The sequence below is a fragment of the Paramaledivibacter caminithermalis DSM 15212 genome, assembly GCF_900142245.1.
Lineage (GTDB): Bacteria > Bacillota > Clostridia > Peptostreptococcales > Caminicellaceae > Paramaledivibacter > Paramaledivibacter caminithermalis.
The window spans coordinates 21,334-38,233 of the sequence record NZ_FRAG01000032.1 but is presented as its reverse complement, the minus strand read 5'-3'; the positions used below and the strand labels follow the sequence as shown (position 1 = coordinate 38,233).

General features: G+C 31.4%; 10 protein-coding genes and 1 rRNA gene. 10 read left to right on the top strand and 1 reads right to left on the bottom strand.

The window, feature by feature from the left end:
- Nucleotides 1-198: 198 nt before the first annotated feature.
- The 7 genes from rrf to BUB36_RS12165 all read left to right on the top strand — a co-directional run bounded on the left by rrf (nt 199) and on the right by BUB36_RS12165 (nt 10,681).
- Nucleotides 199-315: ribosomal RNA gene (gene rrf / locus BUB36_RS12195) — 5S ribosomal RNA — on the top strand.
- A 595-nt stretch (nt 316-910) separates the two neighbouring features.
- Entirely contained in the window at nt 911-1,948 is a 1,038-nt protein-coding gene (locus BUB36_RS12190; protein ID WP_073150567.1) for a LacI family DNA-binding transcriptional regulator, read from the top strand.
- Nucleotides 1,949-2,339: 391 nt separating this feature from the next.
- On the top strand, nt 2,340-3,599 hold the full coding sequence (locus BUB36_RS12185) for an ABC transporter substrate-binding protein (RefSeq protein WP_073150564.1): 1,260 nt from the start codon (nt 2,340-2,342) through the stop codon (nt 3,597-3,599).
- Between the two features lie 212 nt (nt 3,600-3,811).
- Nucleotides 3,812-4,765, top strand: a complete 954-nt coding sequence (locus BUB36_RS12180; protein ID WP_073150561.1) for a carbohydrate ABC transporter permease — start codon at nt 3,812-3,814, stop codon at nt 4,763-4,765.
- 151 nt (nt 4,766-4,916) lie between these two features.
- Nucleotides 4,917-5,747, top strand: coding sequence for a carbohydrate ABC transporter permease (locus tag BUB36_RS12175; RefSeq protein WP_242655804.1), 831 nt, complete (start codon nt 4,917-4,919; stop codon nt 5,745-5,747).
- A gap of 35 nt (nt 5,748-5,782) precedes the next feature.
- Complete coding sequence (gene ebgA, locus BUB36_RS12170) at nt 5,783-8,878, top strand: beta-galactosidase subunit alpha (protein WP_073150556.1); 3,096 nt, start codon at nt 5,783-5,785, stop codon at nt 8,876-8,878.
- Nucleotides 8,879-8,965: 87 nt separating this feature from the next.
- Nucleotides 8,966-10,681, top strand: a complete 1,716-nt coding sequence (locus BUB36_RS12165; RefSeq protein WP_073150553.1) for an amylo-alpha-1,6-glucosidase — start codon at nt 8,966-8,968, stop codon at nt 10,679-10,681.
- Between the two features lie 237 nt (nt 10,682-10,918).
- Here the strand turns inward: BUB36_RS12165 and BUB36_RS12160 are convergent, their stop codons facing one another.
- Nucleotides 10,919-12,652 (bottom strand): sigma-54 interaction domain-containing protein, encoded by a 1,734-nt coding sequence (locus BUB36_RS12160; protein WP_073150550.1) that lies wholly within the window; start codon nt 12,650-12,652, stop codon nt 10,919-10,921.
- A 410-nt stretch (nt 12,653-13,062) separates the two neighbouring features.
- Between BUB36_RS12160 and BUB36_RS12155 the strand changes: the two genes are divergently transcribed.
- Genes BUB36_RS12155 through gcvPB form a run of 3 tightly spaced genes read left to right on the top strand, consistent with a single transcriptional unit; the run spans nt 13,063 to nt 16,887 of the window.
- Nucleotides 13,063-13,857 (top strand): SDR family NAD(P)-dependent oxidoreductase, encoded by a 795-nt coding sequence (locus tag BUB36_RS12155; RefSeq protein ID WP_073150547.1) that lies wholly within the window; start codon nt 13,063-13,065, stop codon nt 13,855-13,857.
- A 35-nt stretch (nt 13,858-13,892) separates the two neighbouring features.
- Nucleotides 13,893-15,296 (top strand): aminomethyl-transferring glycine dehydrogenase subunit GcvPA, encoded by a 1,404-nt coding sequence (gcvPA, locus tag BUB36_RS12150; protein ID WP_207550812.1) that lies wholly within the window; start codon nt 13,893-13,895, stop codon nt 15,294-15,296.
- Between the two features lie 22 nt (nt 15,297-15,318).
- On the top strand, nt 15,319-16,887 hold the full coding sequence (gcvPB, locus tag BUB36_RS12145) for an aminomethyl-transferring glycine dehydrogenase subunit GcvPB (protein WP_073150544.1): 1,569 nt from the start codon (nt 15,319-15,321) through the stop codon (nt 16,885-16,887).
- Nucleotides 16,888-16,900 lie beyond the last annotated feature (13 nt).

Sequence of the window (16,900 nt, the reverse complement as noted above, 5' to 3'; positions counted from 1 at the left end):
AGATTTTCCATTGTTCAGTTTTGAGGGAACAAAAAGACGAGATATGTTAGAATGTTGAAGGTTAAAATGTTTTAGGATCAATCTTTAAAGAAAAAGCTTTATAGAAAGACCTCATTACAACATACAACATTAGAACATATAACAGACCCTCAAAGGTTTACTAAAAAGACTTAAAATTGCGCCGAAGGTGCAAATATATCTGGTGACTATGGCGAAGGGGATACACCTGTTCCCATATCGAACACAGAAGTTAAGCCCTTCAGCGCCGATGGTACTTGGTGGGTAACCGCCTGGGAGAGTAGGTCGTTGCCAGTTAAAAACAAAGAACTTGAGAGTAAAAAGCTTTCAGGTTCTTTGTTTTTTTGGCTCTTTGTCAATAGTTGGAGGTTGGTATTTTGTGCAATACCTGACCTTGTTGTATTTTGAAGATATTATGAAATATAATATTTCTAAAATTTTCCATAATTTCAAAATTGTAAGTTTATATTAATATCTTAAATTTTTTAAAGAAAAATAGTAACGTTATGCCTTTCGTTACTATTTTTTTTTTAGAAATTAAACACTTATACAAAAAGTTTCATTGACGGATATTTATATAGATTATGCAAGGTCTACTATAAAGAATTTAATTTGCAACTTACAACCTAAGAATTAAAACTTAAAATACTGTATTAAGGCGAAAATCTTTATCCAATAATTATAAAATTTTATATACTAAATTCATATTTTTTTGAATATAAAAAATTTTATATAATTGACAAGTAAAAAAAATACTAGTAAAATATAAATAAATTTTACTAGTAAACTTGCTGATTATTTTACTAAAATTTATACTATTTATCTAATACATAAAAAAATTATATATTTATAATTAATTACAGATAAAAAAACTAATGAAGTGAGGGGTAATATGGTTACAATAAAAGATATTGCAGAAATGGCAGGCGTTTCAATAGCAACTGTTTCAAGGACATTAAATCAAGATAAGACCTTATCGATATCTGATGAAACAAGACAGCGAATCCTTGAGATAGCGGAAGAACTCCAGTACAAGACAAGAAAAGAGCGTAATAAATATAAAAGGCAAGCAGTAAAACAAAAACATGATATAGGACTTTTATTACTATATTCTCAAAGAGAAGAACTTAATGACCCTTACTATTTATCTATAAGACACAGTATAAAAGAAGAGGGAATACAATGCGGATTTAATATAATAGAAATGTTTTATAATTCTGAAATAAAGAAAAATATAAAGAAATATTCTCTAAATGGATTAATAGTTGTAGGAAGTCAAGGTCAATATGAAAAAACAAATTGCCATGAGCTACTTACTGATATAGAACATGTTGTTTTTGTGGATTTTGACCCTGAAGTTGAATCGGCAGATTCTGTTATGATGGATTTTAAAAAATCTGTAAAAGAGGCCATATATTATCTAATAGATTTAGGACATGAAAAGATAGGGTTTATTGGAGGAAAAGAGATCCGCATAACGGAATTAGAGCATTCTTCATCAGCAAAAATTGAAGATATTAGAGAACTTGTATATTATGAAATATTACGGAAGGAAAATAAATTATGTCCCGAGTATGTGATAGTGGAAGGAGAATATTCCTGTGAACAGGGATATGAATCAATGAAGAAATTAATTGAACAGGGCGATATGCCTTCTGCAGTTTTTATAGCAAGTGATACTATGGCTATAGGTGCATTAAAGGCATTGAGTGAAAAGAAAATAAAAGTACCTGGAGATGTTGCTATAGTTAGTTGTAATGATATTGCTACTGCAGAGTTTGTTGTGCCAGCCTTAACAACTATTAGGGCTAATACTGAACTTATGGGTATTATGGCTGTACGTACAATGAAAGAGAGGATAGCATACGATAGAGGTGTTGGGATACAGGTTTTTATACCTACGAAATTAATAATCAGGCAAAGCAGTTGAAAATTCAATCTATAAAATGTCAATTAAATAAATTGCATAATTACATTTTGTTGATTCTTAAGCACAATATGCCTAGTTCCATTGATGTGATGAAAGATACATATTGTGCGTAAAGTGTTAAATTAAGTATTATGCAAATTTTATAAATAATTCTGGAAATGCTTAAATTATAAAAAGAATTATATTAATTTCTAACTAGAGATAAACAACTTCAAGGTTTAATAAATTTCAAAGAAAAAATGTAGAAGCGTTCATTATTTTCTTTGAAATTTATTTTAAATGTTAATGTTGTTTATCTATAATTGAAGAGCTAGCAAGTTAATGTATTCCTAAGTCTAAGTGATTTGGGATTATAGTAATAATATTAAAAAAATCATAAGGGGGAATTTGTATGAGAATAATGAAAATGATAGTAAGTTTATTGATAGTAGCATTGCTATTAATAACTACAAGCTGTTCTTCTTCAGATGTTGGAGACACTGCTGATAAGGAAAAGGTTACACTAAGATTTGCGACTTGGGATTCTGGTGATGCTTTAAAAATTCAACAGGAAATAGCTAAGAAGTTTGAAGAACAGAATCCAGGAGTAAAGGTACAGGTTGAAGCATATGCAGATGGATTTGATCAGAAGCTAGTTGCATCTTTTGGAGCAAAAAACCCACCAGATGTAATGTATATGTGGGATTTTCCAACTTACCATGTTTCTTTAGAACCATTGGATGATTACATAGCTAAATCCTCTGAACTAAATATTGATGATATTTATTCTGGTTTATTTAACTATAGCTCAATCAATGGAAAGATTTATGGAATACCAGCAGGTTTTACTTCCCATGTAATTTATTATAATAAAGACTTATTTGATGCAGCAGGTTTGGAATATCCAAAGGCTGGATGGACATGGGATGATTTAAGAAAAATGGCTAAGAATTTAACAGATAAGAATAAAAAACAATATGGATTTGCTGTACCAGGATCTCCAGATCCATATGATTTTGAACAATTTGTATGGAGTAATGGAAGCAGCTATATAAGTCCTGATGGTAAAACCATTGAAGGATATATGAATAGTAAAGAGACAAAAGAAGTAGTAAAAATGTTTGTTGATATGTTACGGGAAAGAACAGCACTGAAATTAGGTGGAGATATAAGTGGTAGTAAAACTTTCAAATCAAATAAATTAGCAATGTATGAAAGCGGAATTTGGCCATTAAATGGAATTAAGGAAGCTAAAATTAATTTTGGTGTAGCACCTCTTCCATCATTTGGGAGAAATAAGCCAGCTTGTAGTGTGCTTAGTGTATCAGCTGTAGCTATGGCTAAGGATTCAAAAAACAAGGATTTAGCATGGGAATTTATTAAATTCTATGCTGCTGAAGAAGCAATAAAAATGAGAACAGCAGACTTGCCAATTAGAAAAAGTATTGTTAAAGAGATGAATTATGAAAATGATCCTATATTTGCTTCATTTTACAAAATGTTAGAAACTACAGATAAAAGAACACCAGCCTTCTTATTACATCCTAATTGGAAGGACATACAAAAGTATTTAGAAGATGCATTTGAGAAATGTTTTGAAGGATATAAACAAAATCCAGATGTAGACAAGATATTTGATGAGGCAGCTAAACAAGCTTCTAAAGAATTATAAAGTTTAATTTAAAAGAATGAGGATAACGTTTTCAAAACCTTGATTTAAAGACATTTTTCTTTTATTCACTTATAGATATTGGGAAGTGCTAGGTTAAGTTGTATATGGGTATAATTTCCAGAATTACCTAGTGCTTTTCTATTTAGTATTTTTTCATAAATTGTAGAACAATTATTTGAAAAAAGTAATTACAGTAAAAGAGGTGGACTTATATGAAATCTGATGCAGCAGCTTTAACTAATAAGCCTAAGCCAGTTAACAAAAGTTTTTTCAAAAAAGAAAAGTTAGGAAAATTAACTCCTTACTTATTTATTCTTCCATGGATAATAGGATTTTTAGCTTTTACCCTGGGACCGTTAGTGTTTTCCCTTATAATTAGCTTCTTTGATTGGCCTATTATTGGCGATTTTAAATTTGTGGGGCTTCAAAATTATAAAACTATGTTTACAGAGGATCCTTTGTTTTGGCATTCTTTTGGAGTAACAGTAAAGTTTGCATCTATTTTAGTTCCTTTGAATATAACTATTGCTTTATCACTGGCCTTGTTACTAAACCAGAAAGTAAAGGGACAATCCTTTTTTAAAACAGTATTTTATTTACCTGGAGTTATATCGGGAGTTGCTTTAGCTATGATATGGTCATGGGTATTTAACTCTGAATATGGTATTTTGAATTATTTTCTTTCTTTGATTGGCATACGAGGACCTGATTGGTTAGGTGATCCTAAATGGTCCTTAGGAGCTATGATAATAGCAAGTTTATGGGGACAGGGATCGATGATGCTTATATTTTTAGCTGGATTAAAAAATATTCCAACTGAAATGTATGAAGCAGCAGAAATAGATGGAGCTAATTCTATAAAAAAGTTTTTTAGAATTACATTACCATTGTTGACTCCTACAATACTCTTTAATTTAATTATGAGTATAATAGGTGCTTTTCAACAATTGACGTTAGCTCTTGTTTTAACTGGTGGTGGACCTATGAAATCAACATATTTTTATGCTATGTATGTGTATAATAATGCTTTTAAATACTTTCATATGGGATATGCATCAGCCAATGCGTGGTTCATGTTTATTATTATTTTATTCCTTACTGCTTTAGTATTTAAATCTTCTTCTATGTGGGTTTATTATGAAAGTGAAGTCAAGAAAAGCAAATAAAAGCTTTAGTTTGTAGAAAAAGCAATTGATATGGAGATAAATAGCTTGAGTTTATATAAGATTCTTTGAAGAAATATTGAGTTTTTTTATTATTTTTTGTAGGATATTTTGAATACTTATATTGGATATACATAGAATGGGGTGCATAAAATTGTTAAGCTTAACAAAGAAGCAAAAAATAATAGTATATACATTATTAATAGGATCCACAATACTATTTTTATTTCCATACTTTTGGATGATAACATCAGCATTTAAATCAGAAGCGGAGTTATATGCCTATCCTCCTAAATGGATTCCTTCAAAATGGCATATAAATAACTTTATAGAATCATGGACATCACAACCCTTTAATCAATTTTTCATTAATTCTGCAATTGTAGTTATATTCACTACTATTGGTCAAGTTATATCTTGTTCATTGATTGCATATGGATTTTCTAGATTTCATTTTAAAGGCAGAGACATTTTATTTATGATATTATTGGCAACTATGATGATTCCTTGGGATGTAACTATGATTCCGTTGTATATGGAGTTTAACGTACTAGGATGGATTAATACATTAAAGCCGTTAATTGTACCTGCGTGGTTTGGTTCAGCATTTTATATATTTCTATTAAGGCAGTTTCTTTTAACAATACCTGTTGAATTAGAAGAAGCTGCTAGAATTGATGGGGCTAATTCATTTCAAATTTATTATAAGATTTTCTTGCCATTAATGAAGCCATCATTAATATTAATTGCTGTATTTAATATGTTGACTGTATGGAATGACTATTTGGGACCATTGATTTTTTTAAATGATCAAAGTAAATATACTTTAACTCTTGGATTAGCACAATTTAAAGGGGTTTATGATGTTGATATGTCTGCAGTAATGGCTATAACTACATTAATTTGTATACCTCCTTTAATTGTATTTTTTATAGCACAAAAACATATAATTGAAGGAATTGGCAATACAGGCTTAAAAGGTTAAGGTAATATATGTACTAAGAAAGGAGTAATACAAATATGAAAACATGCAAAGTAAATGATTGGGAAAATTTAAATATATTACATAGAAATCGTTTAAAAAGCAGAGCATATTTTTTTTCATATTCTAATAAAGATATGGCATTAACATTTGAGAGAGGAAATTCTGATGGATTTAAGCTTCTAAATGGAATTTGGAAATTTTCTTTTTTAAAGTTTCCTGAAGCTGCACCTGAGGATTTTTATCAGATATCATTTGATGATAGTAACTGGAATGAGATTAAGGTTCCAGGTCATTGGCAGCTGCAGGGATATGGAAAACCACATTATACTGATGTATGTTATCCTTTTCCAATTGATCCTCCCTTTGTACCATCTGAAAATCCAACAGGACTATATAGGAGGAGGTTCTATATTAATAAAAATTGGATAAAGGAAAAAGTGATTTTAAGATTTGAGGGTGTTGATAGTGCTTTTCATGTGTGGATAAATGGTAAGGAAGTAGGATATAGTCAAGGAAGTCGTATGGCATCAGAGTTTGATATAAGTTCTTATATTACAGAGGGTGACAATGTTATAGCTGTAAAGGTATATCAATGGTCCGATGGGTCATATTTAGAAGATCAGGATATGTGGTGGCTCAGTGGGATATTTAGAGATGTTTATATAATAAAGAAAAATAAAATACATATAAGAGATTTTTTCATTCAGACAGGGTTTGATAGCCAATATAGAAATGCAGTATTAAAGCTAAGCTTAGAAATAAATAACCAAACCCAAAGAAATTTAAAGAATTATAAAGTTGTATTTGATTTATTGGATAACTTAGAAGAATATATTTTATGTGGAGAAACTATAACTGGTATTAATATTGATGCAATGAATGAATTGAAATTAGACAAAGAGTTTATTATTGAAAATCCTAAGAAATGGTCAGCAGAAGAACCATATTTATATAAGCTTTTGATTTACTTAAAAAATGATAAAGATGAGATTATAGAGGTAATTCCTCAAAAGCTGGGTTTTCGTTACATAGAAGTAAAGGAAGGTAAATTCTTCATAAATGGTGTTCCTATTATGCTGAAAGGTGTAAATAGACATGACCACCATCCTAAGCTAGGAAGAGCTGTTCCACTAGAATGGATGAAGCAGGATGTTATTATGATGAAGCAGTATAACATAAACGCTGTAAGAACATCCCATTATCCTAATGATCCGAGATTTTATGACCTTTGTGACGAATATGGTTTGTATGTAATAGATGAAGCGGATTTAGAGTGTCATGGATTTGAATTAATTGATGATATAAACCGGTTAAGTAATGATGAAAAATGGGAAAAAGCTTATATAGATAGAATAGAAAGAATGGTCCATAGAGACAAAAATCATCCTTCTATTATTATGTGGTCTCTAGGCAATGAGTCAGGTTTTGGTAAAAACCATAGCTCTATGGCTAAAGCTTGTAGAGAAATTGACTCAACTCGCCTTATACATTATGAAGGAGATAAGGAAGGAAAGGTAACAGATGTATTTAGTACTATGTATACAAGATTAGATAAAATAATAGAGCTTGGAAAAAAAGAAGATATGGATAAACCTCATATAATCTGTGAATATGCCCATGCAATGGGAAATGGACCTGGTGGTTTGAAGGAGCATTGGGATGTATTTTATAAATACGATAGACTTCAAGGGGCATTTGTTTGGGAATGGATAGACCATGGAATTTCTAAAAAAGCAGAAAATGGTGAAGAGTATTTTGCCTATGGCGGAGATTTTGGTGATGAGCCTAATAATTCTAATTTTGTAATAGATGGATTAGTACGTCCAGATCATACACCATCACCAGGACTTATTGAATATAAAAAAATTATAGAGCCTGTTAAAGTGGAGGAAGTTAATTTAGAATATGGTGAAGTTAAAGTTTATAACCTATATAATTTTATTTCATTAGCTCATCTAGATTTGGTATGGAGCATAGAAACTGATGGAAAAATCATTGAAAGTGGCAAAGAAGATATTAGTGATATAAAAGCAGGAAAAGATAAGGTATTGAAGTTACAATATACTTTACCACTAAAGACGTGCTCTTATGCGGACTATTGGTTAAATATAGGATTTGCTTTAAAAAGTGATTTGCCATGGGCAAAGCATGGTTATGAGGTGGCATCAGCTCAATTTAAATTACCAGTAAAAAAAGAAAAGTATCAGAAAAGAATAGCCCAAGAAGCTCTTTTAAATGTTAATGAATATAAAAATATTATTTATGTTAGAGGAGAAAACTTTAACATAACTTTTAATAAATTGAAAGGGATAATACAAGAGTGGTATTTTGATAATAATTTACTAATGAGTAAAGGGCCAAGATTGAATTTTTGGAGAGCACCAATAGATAATGATATGTATGTGATTAAGAATTGGCGTAAAAAATATTTACATTTATTACAGCATAATATAAAAGCTGTCAGCTTACAAAAAAATAGTAATTTTGTTGAAATAAAGTGTAAGTCACGTATTGCACCACCAGTCTATGATTGGGGTATAGACAGCGAATATACATATAAAATTTATAGTAGTGGTGATGTGATTTTGGAAGTGAAGGGTAAACCAGAAGGAAAAGTACCACAATTTGTTCCAAAGATTGGATTAGAAATGGAATTAAACAAAGAATTAAATAAGGTTACATGGTATGGAAGAGGTCCTGGAGAATCATATTGTGATAGTAAAATGGCTAATTCCTTTGGTATCTATAAAAAGACGGTTGAGGAATTATATACTCCATATGTTTATCCCCAGGAAAACGGTAATAGGACCGATGTATATTGGGTATCACTGACAGATGAAAGTGGAGTAGGCATGTTTGCAGAAGGATTTCCTCAGCTAGAATTCAGTGCACATTATTTTACAAAGGAAGATTTAGAGAAATCAAAGCATCAATATGAATTGATTCCTAGAGAAAAAATATTTTTAAATTTGGATTATCGCCAAAATGGGTTAGGCAGTGCAAGTTGTGGACAAGAACAATTACCACAGTATAAGTTAGAGCTAAAAGAATTTAATTTTAAATTAAGATTTAGGGCATTTTCTGGAAACGAAATATCACATATTCAATTAAGTAAAGAGAAGGTTGAGTAGGAGTAAATACAATAATTGATAAGTTATATATAAATTAATAATTTAATTATAAGGGAAGGATTATGTTTTTAAGAAGGGAATGGTTTTGTGAATTTTGATATTAGAACAATACCTTTTAGTAGATATGGTTCATTCTTAGTTTTTTCAAATATTTCAGGTAGAAATGGCATTAAGGATGGATTATATTTAAGAAATATTAGAGGAGGAGATGAAGATTTAGGTCTTGTATTTTTAATTGAATTAACATACTTAGGAAAAACGATTCCCTATGAGGAGATTGCGACGCCTGATTTATTGAAATTAAAAACAAATCATGGCATGGTGGAAATATGTATTCCTGATTACGATGTAATTAGAATACGTTCAAAAAATATTGGATTGAGACTTACCCTTAATATGAAAAAATATGATAATATAATACCGTTAAAAAATGGAAAATGGGAGATAACAAGTTATTCACAAGAAATAAAATTTATGCTGAGCAAATTGAGAGGTAATATCCATGTTGATGCTCCATGGGAGATGATAGGCAATAGCCATGTTGTTATAAATTTAGAAGCTAATGATGATAATGAATATTCCGAAATAGCCTTAGAATCATATAAGGTAGTCTGGGAAGAAAAAAAATATGATATAAATTTTGAAGACTGCAGAAAAAAAGTTTGGGAAGAGTATAATAACTGGCTGGAAAATACATTACCTGTACCAAAGGAATTTGAACCAGCTAAAGAGCTTGCCAGCTATATTACATGGTCTTGTGTGGTAAAACCTGAAGGGAATTTGACCCGACCAGCTATGTACATGTCTAATAATTGGATGACAAACATATGGAGTTGGGATAACTGCTTTAATGCAATGGCTTTAGCAAAAAAAAATCCAGTGCTAGCCCTTGAACAACTTATGATATTTATTGATAATCAACATAGCAGTGGTGTATTTCCTGATTTTATAAATGATAAATATTTATCTTGGAGCTGTACTAAGCCTCCTATACATGGATGGGCTTTCAAGTGGATGATGGAGAGAAACGAATATTTTAAGCAGCATCATATACTAAAACAGATATATAAGCCTTTATCCAAATGGACAAATTACTGGCTTAAATATAGAGATGATGATAATGACGGTGTACCACAATATAATCACGGAAATGATTCGGGGTGGGATAACAGTACCATATTTGACAAAGGAACACCAGTAGAGAGTCCAGATTTATGTGCATTCTTAGTGTTACAAATGGATTTACTTGCAGAGATAGCTGATAAATTTAATAAAACAGAAGAAACTAAAGGGTGGAGGCAATTATCTGATATAACACTAGAAAAGATGATTAAGAATTTTTGGGAAGATGATAAATTTATAGCTACTTTTTCAGGAAGTCCAGACTATGTAAAGGATTCAGACAGCTTAATCCTATATATGCCAATTATCTTAGGTAAAAAATTGCCAGAAAAGATACGATTAAAGCTTATTGAGGGTTTAAAGCAGAAAGATAGATTTTTGACTGGATATGGATTTGCAACTGAAAGCATTTCCAGTAGGTACTATAAGTCAGATGGTTATTGGAGAGGCCCTATATGGGCACCTTCTACGATGTTATTAGTAGACGGTTTAATGAAGGCAGAAGAAAAAGAGTTTGCAAAGGAAGTAGCACAAAGGTTTTGCAAAATGGCTCTAAAATCTGGAATGGCAGAGAACTTTAATGCATTAACGGGAGAGGCTTTATGTGATCCTGCCTTTACATGGACATCAAGTGTGTTTTTGATTTTAGGGAATGAATACTTAGATATGGAAATTGCATAATATTGATTTTAATTCTTTAAAAACGATAAGTATATTCTATTATATCGATGGACCTAGGCATATTGTACCTAGTAAGCAATAGGATTATTATGCAATTATCCAAATAATTTAGAAATGTAAAATTATAATAAAATAAAAAAGCGTTTCAGAATTTTTCTTGCTTAGAAGAGAACTTTTAGTTTTTATATTAAAGCAAAGAAAAATTCTGAAACTATTTATATTTATCAAATCCTTAAACTATTTCTTGTAATTTTTAAGCCTCCTATACAAGGTTCTAAGACCTATGCCAAGTTCTTTGGCAGCTTCAGTTTTTCCTTTAACATCCCACCCATATTTATCTAAAGCAGCTATTATTGCTTCTAGCTCAATATTTTGTATTTTTGCTTTAATATTTTGTGTATTTTCCATTGTATTCTTTAGAAATCTTTCTGGAAGACTATTTAAAGTAATAACTTCTGTTTCTTCAATGTTAACACAGTATTCTACAATATTTTCAAGCTCTCTAATATTTCCTGGCCAATTATAGGACATAAACAAAGATATTACTTTATCAGAAAACTTTAATATATTTTTATTAAGCTTTAAATTGTACTGCTTTAGAAATTCGTTAGCTAAGACTTCAATATCATCTTTTCTTGCTCTTAAAGGAGGAAGGTCTACAGGAATAACATTTAATCGATAATAAAGGTCAGATCTAAATTCTTTTTTTTGTATCATTTTTTCAATATCTTTATTAGTTGCAGCTATAACTTTTACATCTACTGGGATAGAAGTAATTCCTCCGATTCTTTCAACTGAGTTTTCCTGCAATACAGCTAAAAGCTTAGCTTGCATAGGTAAAGGCATTTCACCTATTTCATCTAAAAATAGAGTACCTCCTGAAGCTAATTCAAAACGGCCAGGTTTTCCACCCTTTTTAGCTCCAGTAAAGGCTCCTTCTTCATATCCAAAAAGTTCGCTTTCAAAAAGGGATTCAGGTATACTAGCACAGTTAACGGAAATAAAGGGACCATTGGAGCGGTTACTTACATGATGGATAGCTTTAGCTAAAAGACCTTTACCTGTGCCAGTTTCACCAGTTATTAATATAGTTGAGGAACTATTAGCAATTTTTTTTATTTTTTTCTTAAGCTCTTGTATTGGCTTACTATTTCCCTTTATGCTGTTTAGTGAAATATTAAATTCGTTATTATTAGTATTTTTTGTACTTAATATGGATGATTTTTTTTCACTAATACGTATTACAGCACCATCAAAATAGTTCCCGTTTTTGATAGGAATTGAAGATATATTGGCATAAAAATTATTAATTTTTACACGTTTATTTGAGAAAGAGATTCCTTTTAGTATCTTATTAATCATACTTTCAGGAAGCAGCTGAGAAATGGATTTTGTGTAAAAATCACAAAATGAAAACATATTAAGGGTTGAGGAATTAATATTGGTTATTAAACCGTTATTATCGATTGTTAATAGGGCGTCTGCTGATAGGTCTAAAACTTCTTGTAGGGTTTTTTCTAAGCTCTGAAATTGATTTTTTCTATGTTTTTGAAATACAATGTTGGAAATCAATTCGGAAATAACGTTTAAGATATCAATGTAAATATTTGTATTTTTCGTTATTCTATCATGACCTTCCTTTGTAAAAGAAGTTAAAGTAATGACTCCAATTAGATCATCTTCAACTCTAATACTATTCAGTATTTCGATTGTTGCTGGACAATGCTCCCTAAATCTACAGCCTATACAGGATTTCATATAGCCAGGTTTATTTACTAAGACATTTCCATTAATAAGAACTTCTTTTATTGAAGGTGCATGAACAGCTTTTCCTTTGTGTTTCAAATAAGATTCAGTACTAGCAATTAAATGGCTTTGTATATCAAATACAGCAGCATCAATATTGATAATAGTACTTATAGCTTCAATTATTGTCTGTAAATCATCTTTAAATTCTTTAAGCAAAATCATAAAAAACACCTCAAATAAAATTATTTTATGAGCAAAGATAAAAAAGTCAAAATATTATAAATTTCTTTACTGATAATTATAAAACAATATGACTAAATAGACAAATTCAATGACAAGAATGGCAAAAAATTTTAAGAAAATTTTGAAATGCACAAAATATTAAGCAAGCTAATGTAATTTATATTTTAGTTTTTGGATAGTCAAATAATCATAAGTGTTGAAAAATCTATATAAAAAATAAAAAAATTTATATTCATGAAAAATTTTTCAAATTGGCACAAAAAATGCTTATACATAAAAACAAGAAGAAAGCCTTAATTTGATGAGTAATCAAAAGAAGGTATCTATTGATTAGGATTCATTTTAAGAAATAAGAATAATAATTTTGAATATAGTTAGGAGGATTTAAAATGCTACAAAAAAAGGATTTGTTGTCATTAGAAGGTAAGGTTGCAGTTATTACAGGAGCAGCATCTGGCATTGGATTAGGGACAGCACAGCTTTTATCAGCATATGGAGCTTATGTTGCAATGCTTGATGTAAATCCAAAGGGAGAGGAAGAAGCTCAAAAGATTAGGCAAGAAGGAAGAATAGCTCAGTTTTATAAATGTGATGTTACTTCAATTAAAGAAGTAGAAGATACAGTAAATGCTATAAAAGAAAATTATGGACGTATAGATATTTTATTTAACAATGCAGGAGTAACAGTAAGAAAAACTATTGTGGACTTAGAAGAAAAAGAATGGGATTTTGTTATAGATGTAGGACTAAAGGGAACCTTTCTATTATCTAAATTTGTTATTCCTGTAATGGCTCAGGGCGGTGGAGGAAGCATTATAAATACTGGCTCTGGCTGGGGATTAAAGGGTGGAGATAGGGCTGCTGCTTATTGTGCAGTAAAGGGTGGAATTGTTAATTTAACCCGTGCAATGGCAATAGACCATGGTCCCCAAAATATTCGTGTAAATAGTGTCAACCCAGGGGATACAGATACAGCTATGCTTAGAGATGAAGGAGTACAAACAGGAGTTGCTTTAGATGAAAATACTATGAATAAGTACTTAGAAGAATGTGGTATAGATAGACCACTAAAAAGAATTGGTATACCAGAGGATATTGCTAATGCAGTATTATTCCTAGCAAGTGATCTATCAAGCTGGATTACTGGAGCTGCTTTAGTCGTTGATGGTGGAGGTATAGCATAATATAATAATTTGATATTAATAGGAGGGAAATACTTATGGCTATAAATGGATTTAAAAATCATCCATACATACCAAATTCTGTACCTGAGGTACAAGAGGAAATGTTAAGGGAATTAGGATTAAACAGTTTGGAAGAGCTTCATGAAGAAATTCCTGATGAGTTAAAGCTTAAGGAGAATATGAATTTGCCAAAGGCATTTAAATCTGAATACGAACTAAGAAGACATGTAGAAGAATTACTATCAAGGAATAAGACTTGTAAAGAAAATCTTAACTTTCTAGGTGCAGGGTGCTGGCAGCACTATGTGCCTGCTATATGTGATGAAATAAATTCAAGGGGAGAGTTTTTAACTGCTTATGGTGGTGAGCCTTATAATGATCATGGGAGATTTCAAGCATTATTTGAATACCAAAGTTTAGTTGCTGAACTAGTAGATATGGATATTGTAAATGTTCCGACAATGGATTGGCCCCAAGCAGCGGCTACCTCAGTAAGGATGGCATCTAGAATTACAGGTAGAAAAGAAATATTGGTTCCGAGGGCTATGGATAGAGAAAAGTTTTTGATAATGAAAAATTATTGTGGACCAGATCTTATTTTAATAGAAGTAGACTATGATAAAGAAACTGGTCAATTAGATTTAGTTGATTTGAAGAATAAGATTTCTAATAAAACAGCAGCTGTATACTTTGAAAATCCTTCTTTTTTAGGATTTATAGAAGAAAATGGGCAGAAGATTTCATACATAGCCCATGAAATGGGAGCAATAAGTGTTGTAGGAGTAGACCCAAGCTCACTAGGCGTACTAGCACCGCCAAGTGAATATGGTGCAGATATTATATGTGGTGATTTGCAGCCTTTAGGTATGCATATGAACTACGGCGGGGGACAATCAGGTTTTATAGCTACCCGTGATGAAGAAAAATATGTAATGGAATTTCCATCTCGTCTTTTTGGTATTGCACCTACTTGTGTAGACGGAGAGTACGGTTTTGGTGACGTTGCCTATGATAGAACTTCCTTTGGACATCATAGAGAGCATGGAAAAGAATATGTTGGTACACAATCGGCATTATGGGGGATTACAGCAGGTGTGTATTTGGCAACAATGGGCCCAAAAGGGATGGAGGAATTAGGTCAGACAATTATGCAAAAATCTCAGTATGCCATAAAGAGACTTAGTGAGATCAAAGGAATCAAAGGGTCCCTATTCAATTCTATAAGCTTTAAGGAATTTGTTGTTGATTTTAATGAAACTGGTAAGACGGTAAAGGAAATTAATAGACTCTTAATGGAAAAAGGGATTTTTGGTGGAAAAGATTTATCAAAAGATTTTCCAGAGTTTGGGCAAAGTGCTTTATATTGTGTAACTGAAATTCATACAAAAACCGATATAGATAAATTAGTTACGGCAGTAGAACAGGTTATAAATATGTAGGCTATAGAAAGGAAGGATAGAGATGAAAAGAATTGACAGAAATTATAAGGTAAGAAATTTTCATCAGGCTAAGTGGGATGAGCCAATTATATTTGAACTAAGTAAAAAAGGAGAACGTGGAGTATTAGTCCCTAAGGCTGAAGAAGAGATTACTGCTGTTGTTGGAGATGGAGTATCTAAGATACCTCAGCATATGAGAAGAAAAAAAGCAGCTAATCTTCCTGAAATATCCCAGCCAAGGGTATTAAGACATTATATGCGTTTATCGCAGGAAACCTTGGGTGCAGATGTTAACATAGAAATCGGGCAAGGGACTTGTACAGTAAAATATAGTCCAAAGGTGAATGAATTGTTGGCTAGACTACCTCAGATAACTGAAGTACATCCTCTGCAGGATGAAAGCACAGTTCAAGGAATACTAGAGATTATGTATAAAACAGACCTTTACATGAGAGAAATATCTGGTATGGATAGATTTACATTCCAGCCAAGCGGTGGCAGTCAAGGAATTTTAACGATTGCTTCAGTAGTAAGAGCATACTTTGAAGAAAGAGGAGAAGCTGACAAAAGAGATGAGATAATTACAACAATATATTCTCATCCTTCTGATGCAGCAGCTCCAGCTGTTAAGGGTTATAAAATTATATATATTCATCCTGATGAAAATGGGCATCCAGATTTTGAAGCCTTCAAGACAGTTGTAAGCGAAAGAACTGCAGCTTTTATTGTAGCAAATCCAGAAGATACTGGAGTATACAATCCAAGAATAAAGGAATTTACAAACTTAGTTCATGAATTTGGAGGATTGTGTGGCTATGACCAAGCAAATGCTAATGGTCTTTTAGGTGTGACCAGAGCAAAAGAAGCTGGATTTGATATGTGTTTCTTTAATTTGCATAAGACCTTTTCAACTCCTCATGGTTGTGGTGGTCCTGCAACAGGAGCAACAGGAGTTACAAAGGAATTAGAAAAATATTTACCGGCTCCATTAATTGATTATGATGGGAGCAAGTACTTCTTAAACTATGAGATAACAAATAATCCATATAGTATTGGAAAGGTTAGATTATTTAATGGAGTTGCACCTGTTGTTTTAAAGGCCTATGCTTGGATAATGAGTTTGGGCTCAGAAGGATTATATGAAGTTGCTAAAGTTGCAGTACTTAATAATAACTATTTATTTAAAAAACTTATGGAGATCGATTGTGTAGATGCACCGTACATTAAGGGAAAACAACGTGTAGAGCAAGTCAGATATACAATAAAAAAATTAACAAATGATACAGGAATCACGACTGGAGACATTCAACGTAGGATGATGGATTTTGGAATGCATTACTGGACTAGTCACCATCCATACTATGTTCCAGAACCTATAACTCTTGAACCAACTGAAACTCCGTCAAAGGAAGATCTTGATGAATATATTGAAACATTAAAACACGTATTTAATGAAGCTTATGAAAATCCAGAGATAATAAAAACTGCACCACATAGAAGTGTTTGCCATAAAATTGATGAATCAAGCTTAGATAATCCTGATGAATGGGCAATTACTTGGAGAAGTTATCTAAAGAAATCTAAGGCTTAAGTAAGTATAAAGG

Excerpts from the sequence above, each read along its gene's own strand:
- BUB36_RS12190 (WP_073150567.1), top strand. The coding sequence starts at position 911 with ATGGTTACAATAAAAGATATTGCAGAAATGGCAGGCGTTTCAATAGCA.
- BUB36_RS12185 (WP_073150564.1), top strand. The coding sequence starts at position 2,340 with ATGAGAATAATGAAAATGATAGTAAGTTTATTGATAGTAGCATTGCTA.
- BUB36_RS12180 (WP_073150561.1), top strand. The coding sequence starts at position 3,812 with ATGAAATCTGATGCAGCAGCTTTAACTAATAAGCCTAAGCCAGTTAAC.
- ebgA (WP_073150556.1), top strand. The coding sequence starts at position 5,783 with ATGAAAACATGCAAAGTAAATGATTGGGAAAATTTAAATATATTACAT.
- BUB36_RS12160 (WP_073150550.1), bottom strand. The coding sequence starts at position 12,652 with ATGATTTTGCTTAAAGAATTTAAAGATGATTTACAGACAATAATTGAA.
- BUB36_RS12155 (WP_073150547.1), top strand. The coding sequence starts at position 13,063 with ATGCTACAAAAAAAGGATTTGTTGTCATTAGAAGGTAAGGTTGCAGTT.
- gcvPA (WP_207550812.1), top strand. The coding sequence starts at position 13,893 with ATGGCTATAAATGGATTTAAAAATCATCCATACATACCAAATTCTGTA.
- gcvPB (WP_073150544.1), top strand. The coding sequence starts at position 15,319 with ATGAAAAGAATTGACAGAAATTATAAGGTAAGAAATTTTCATCAGGCT.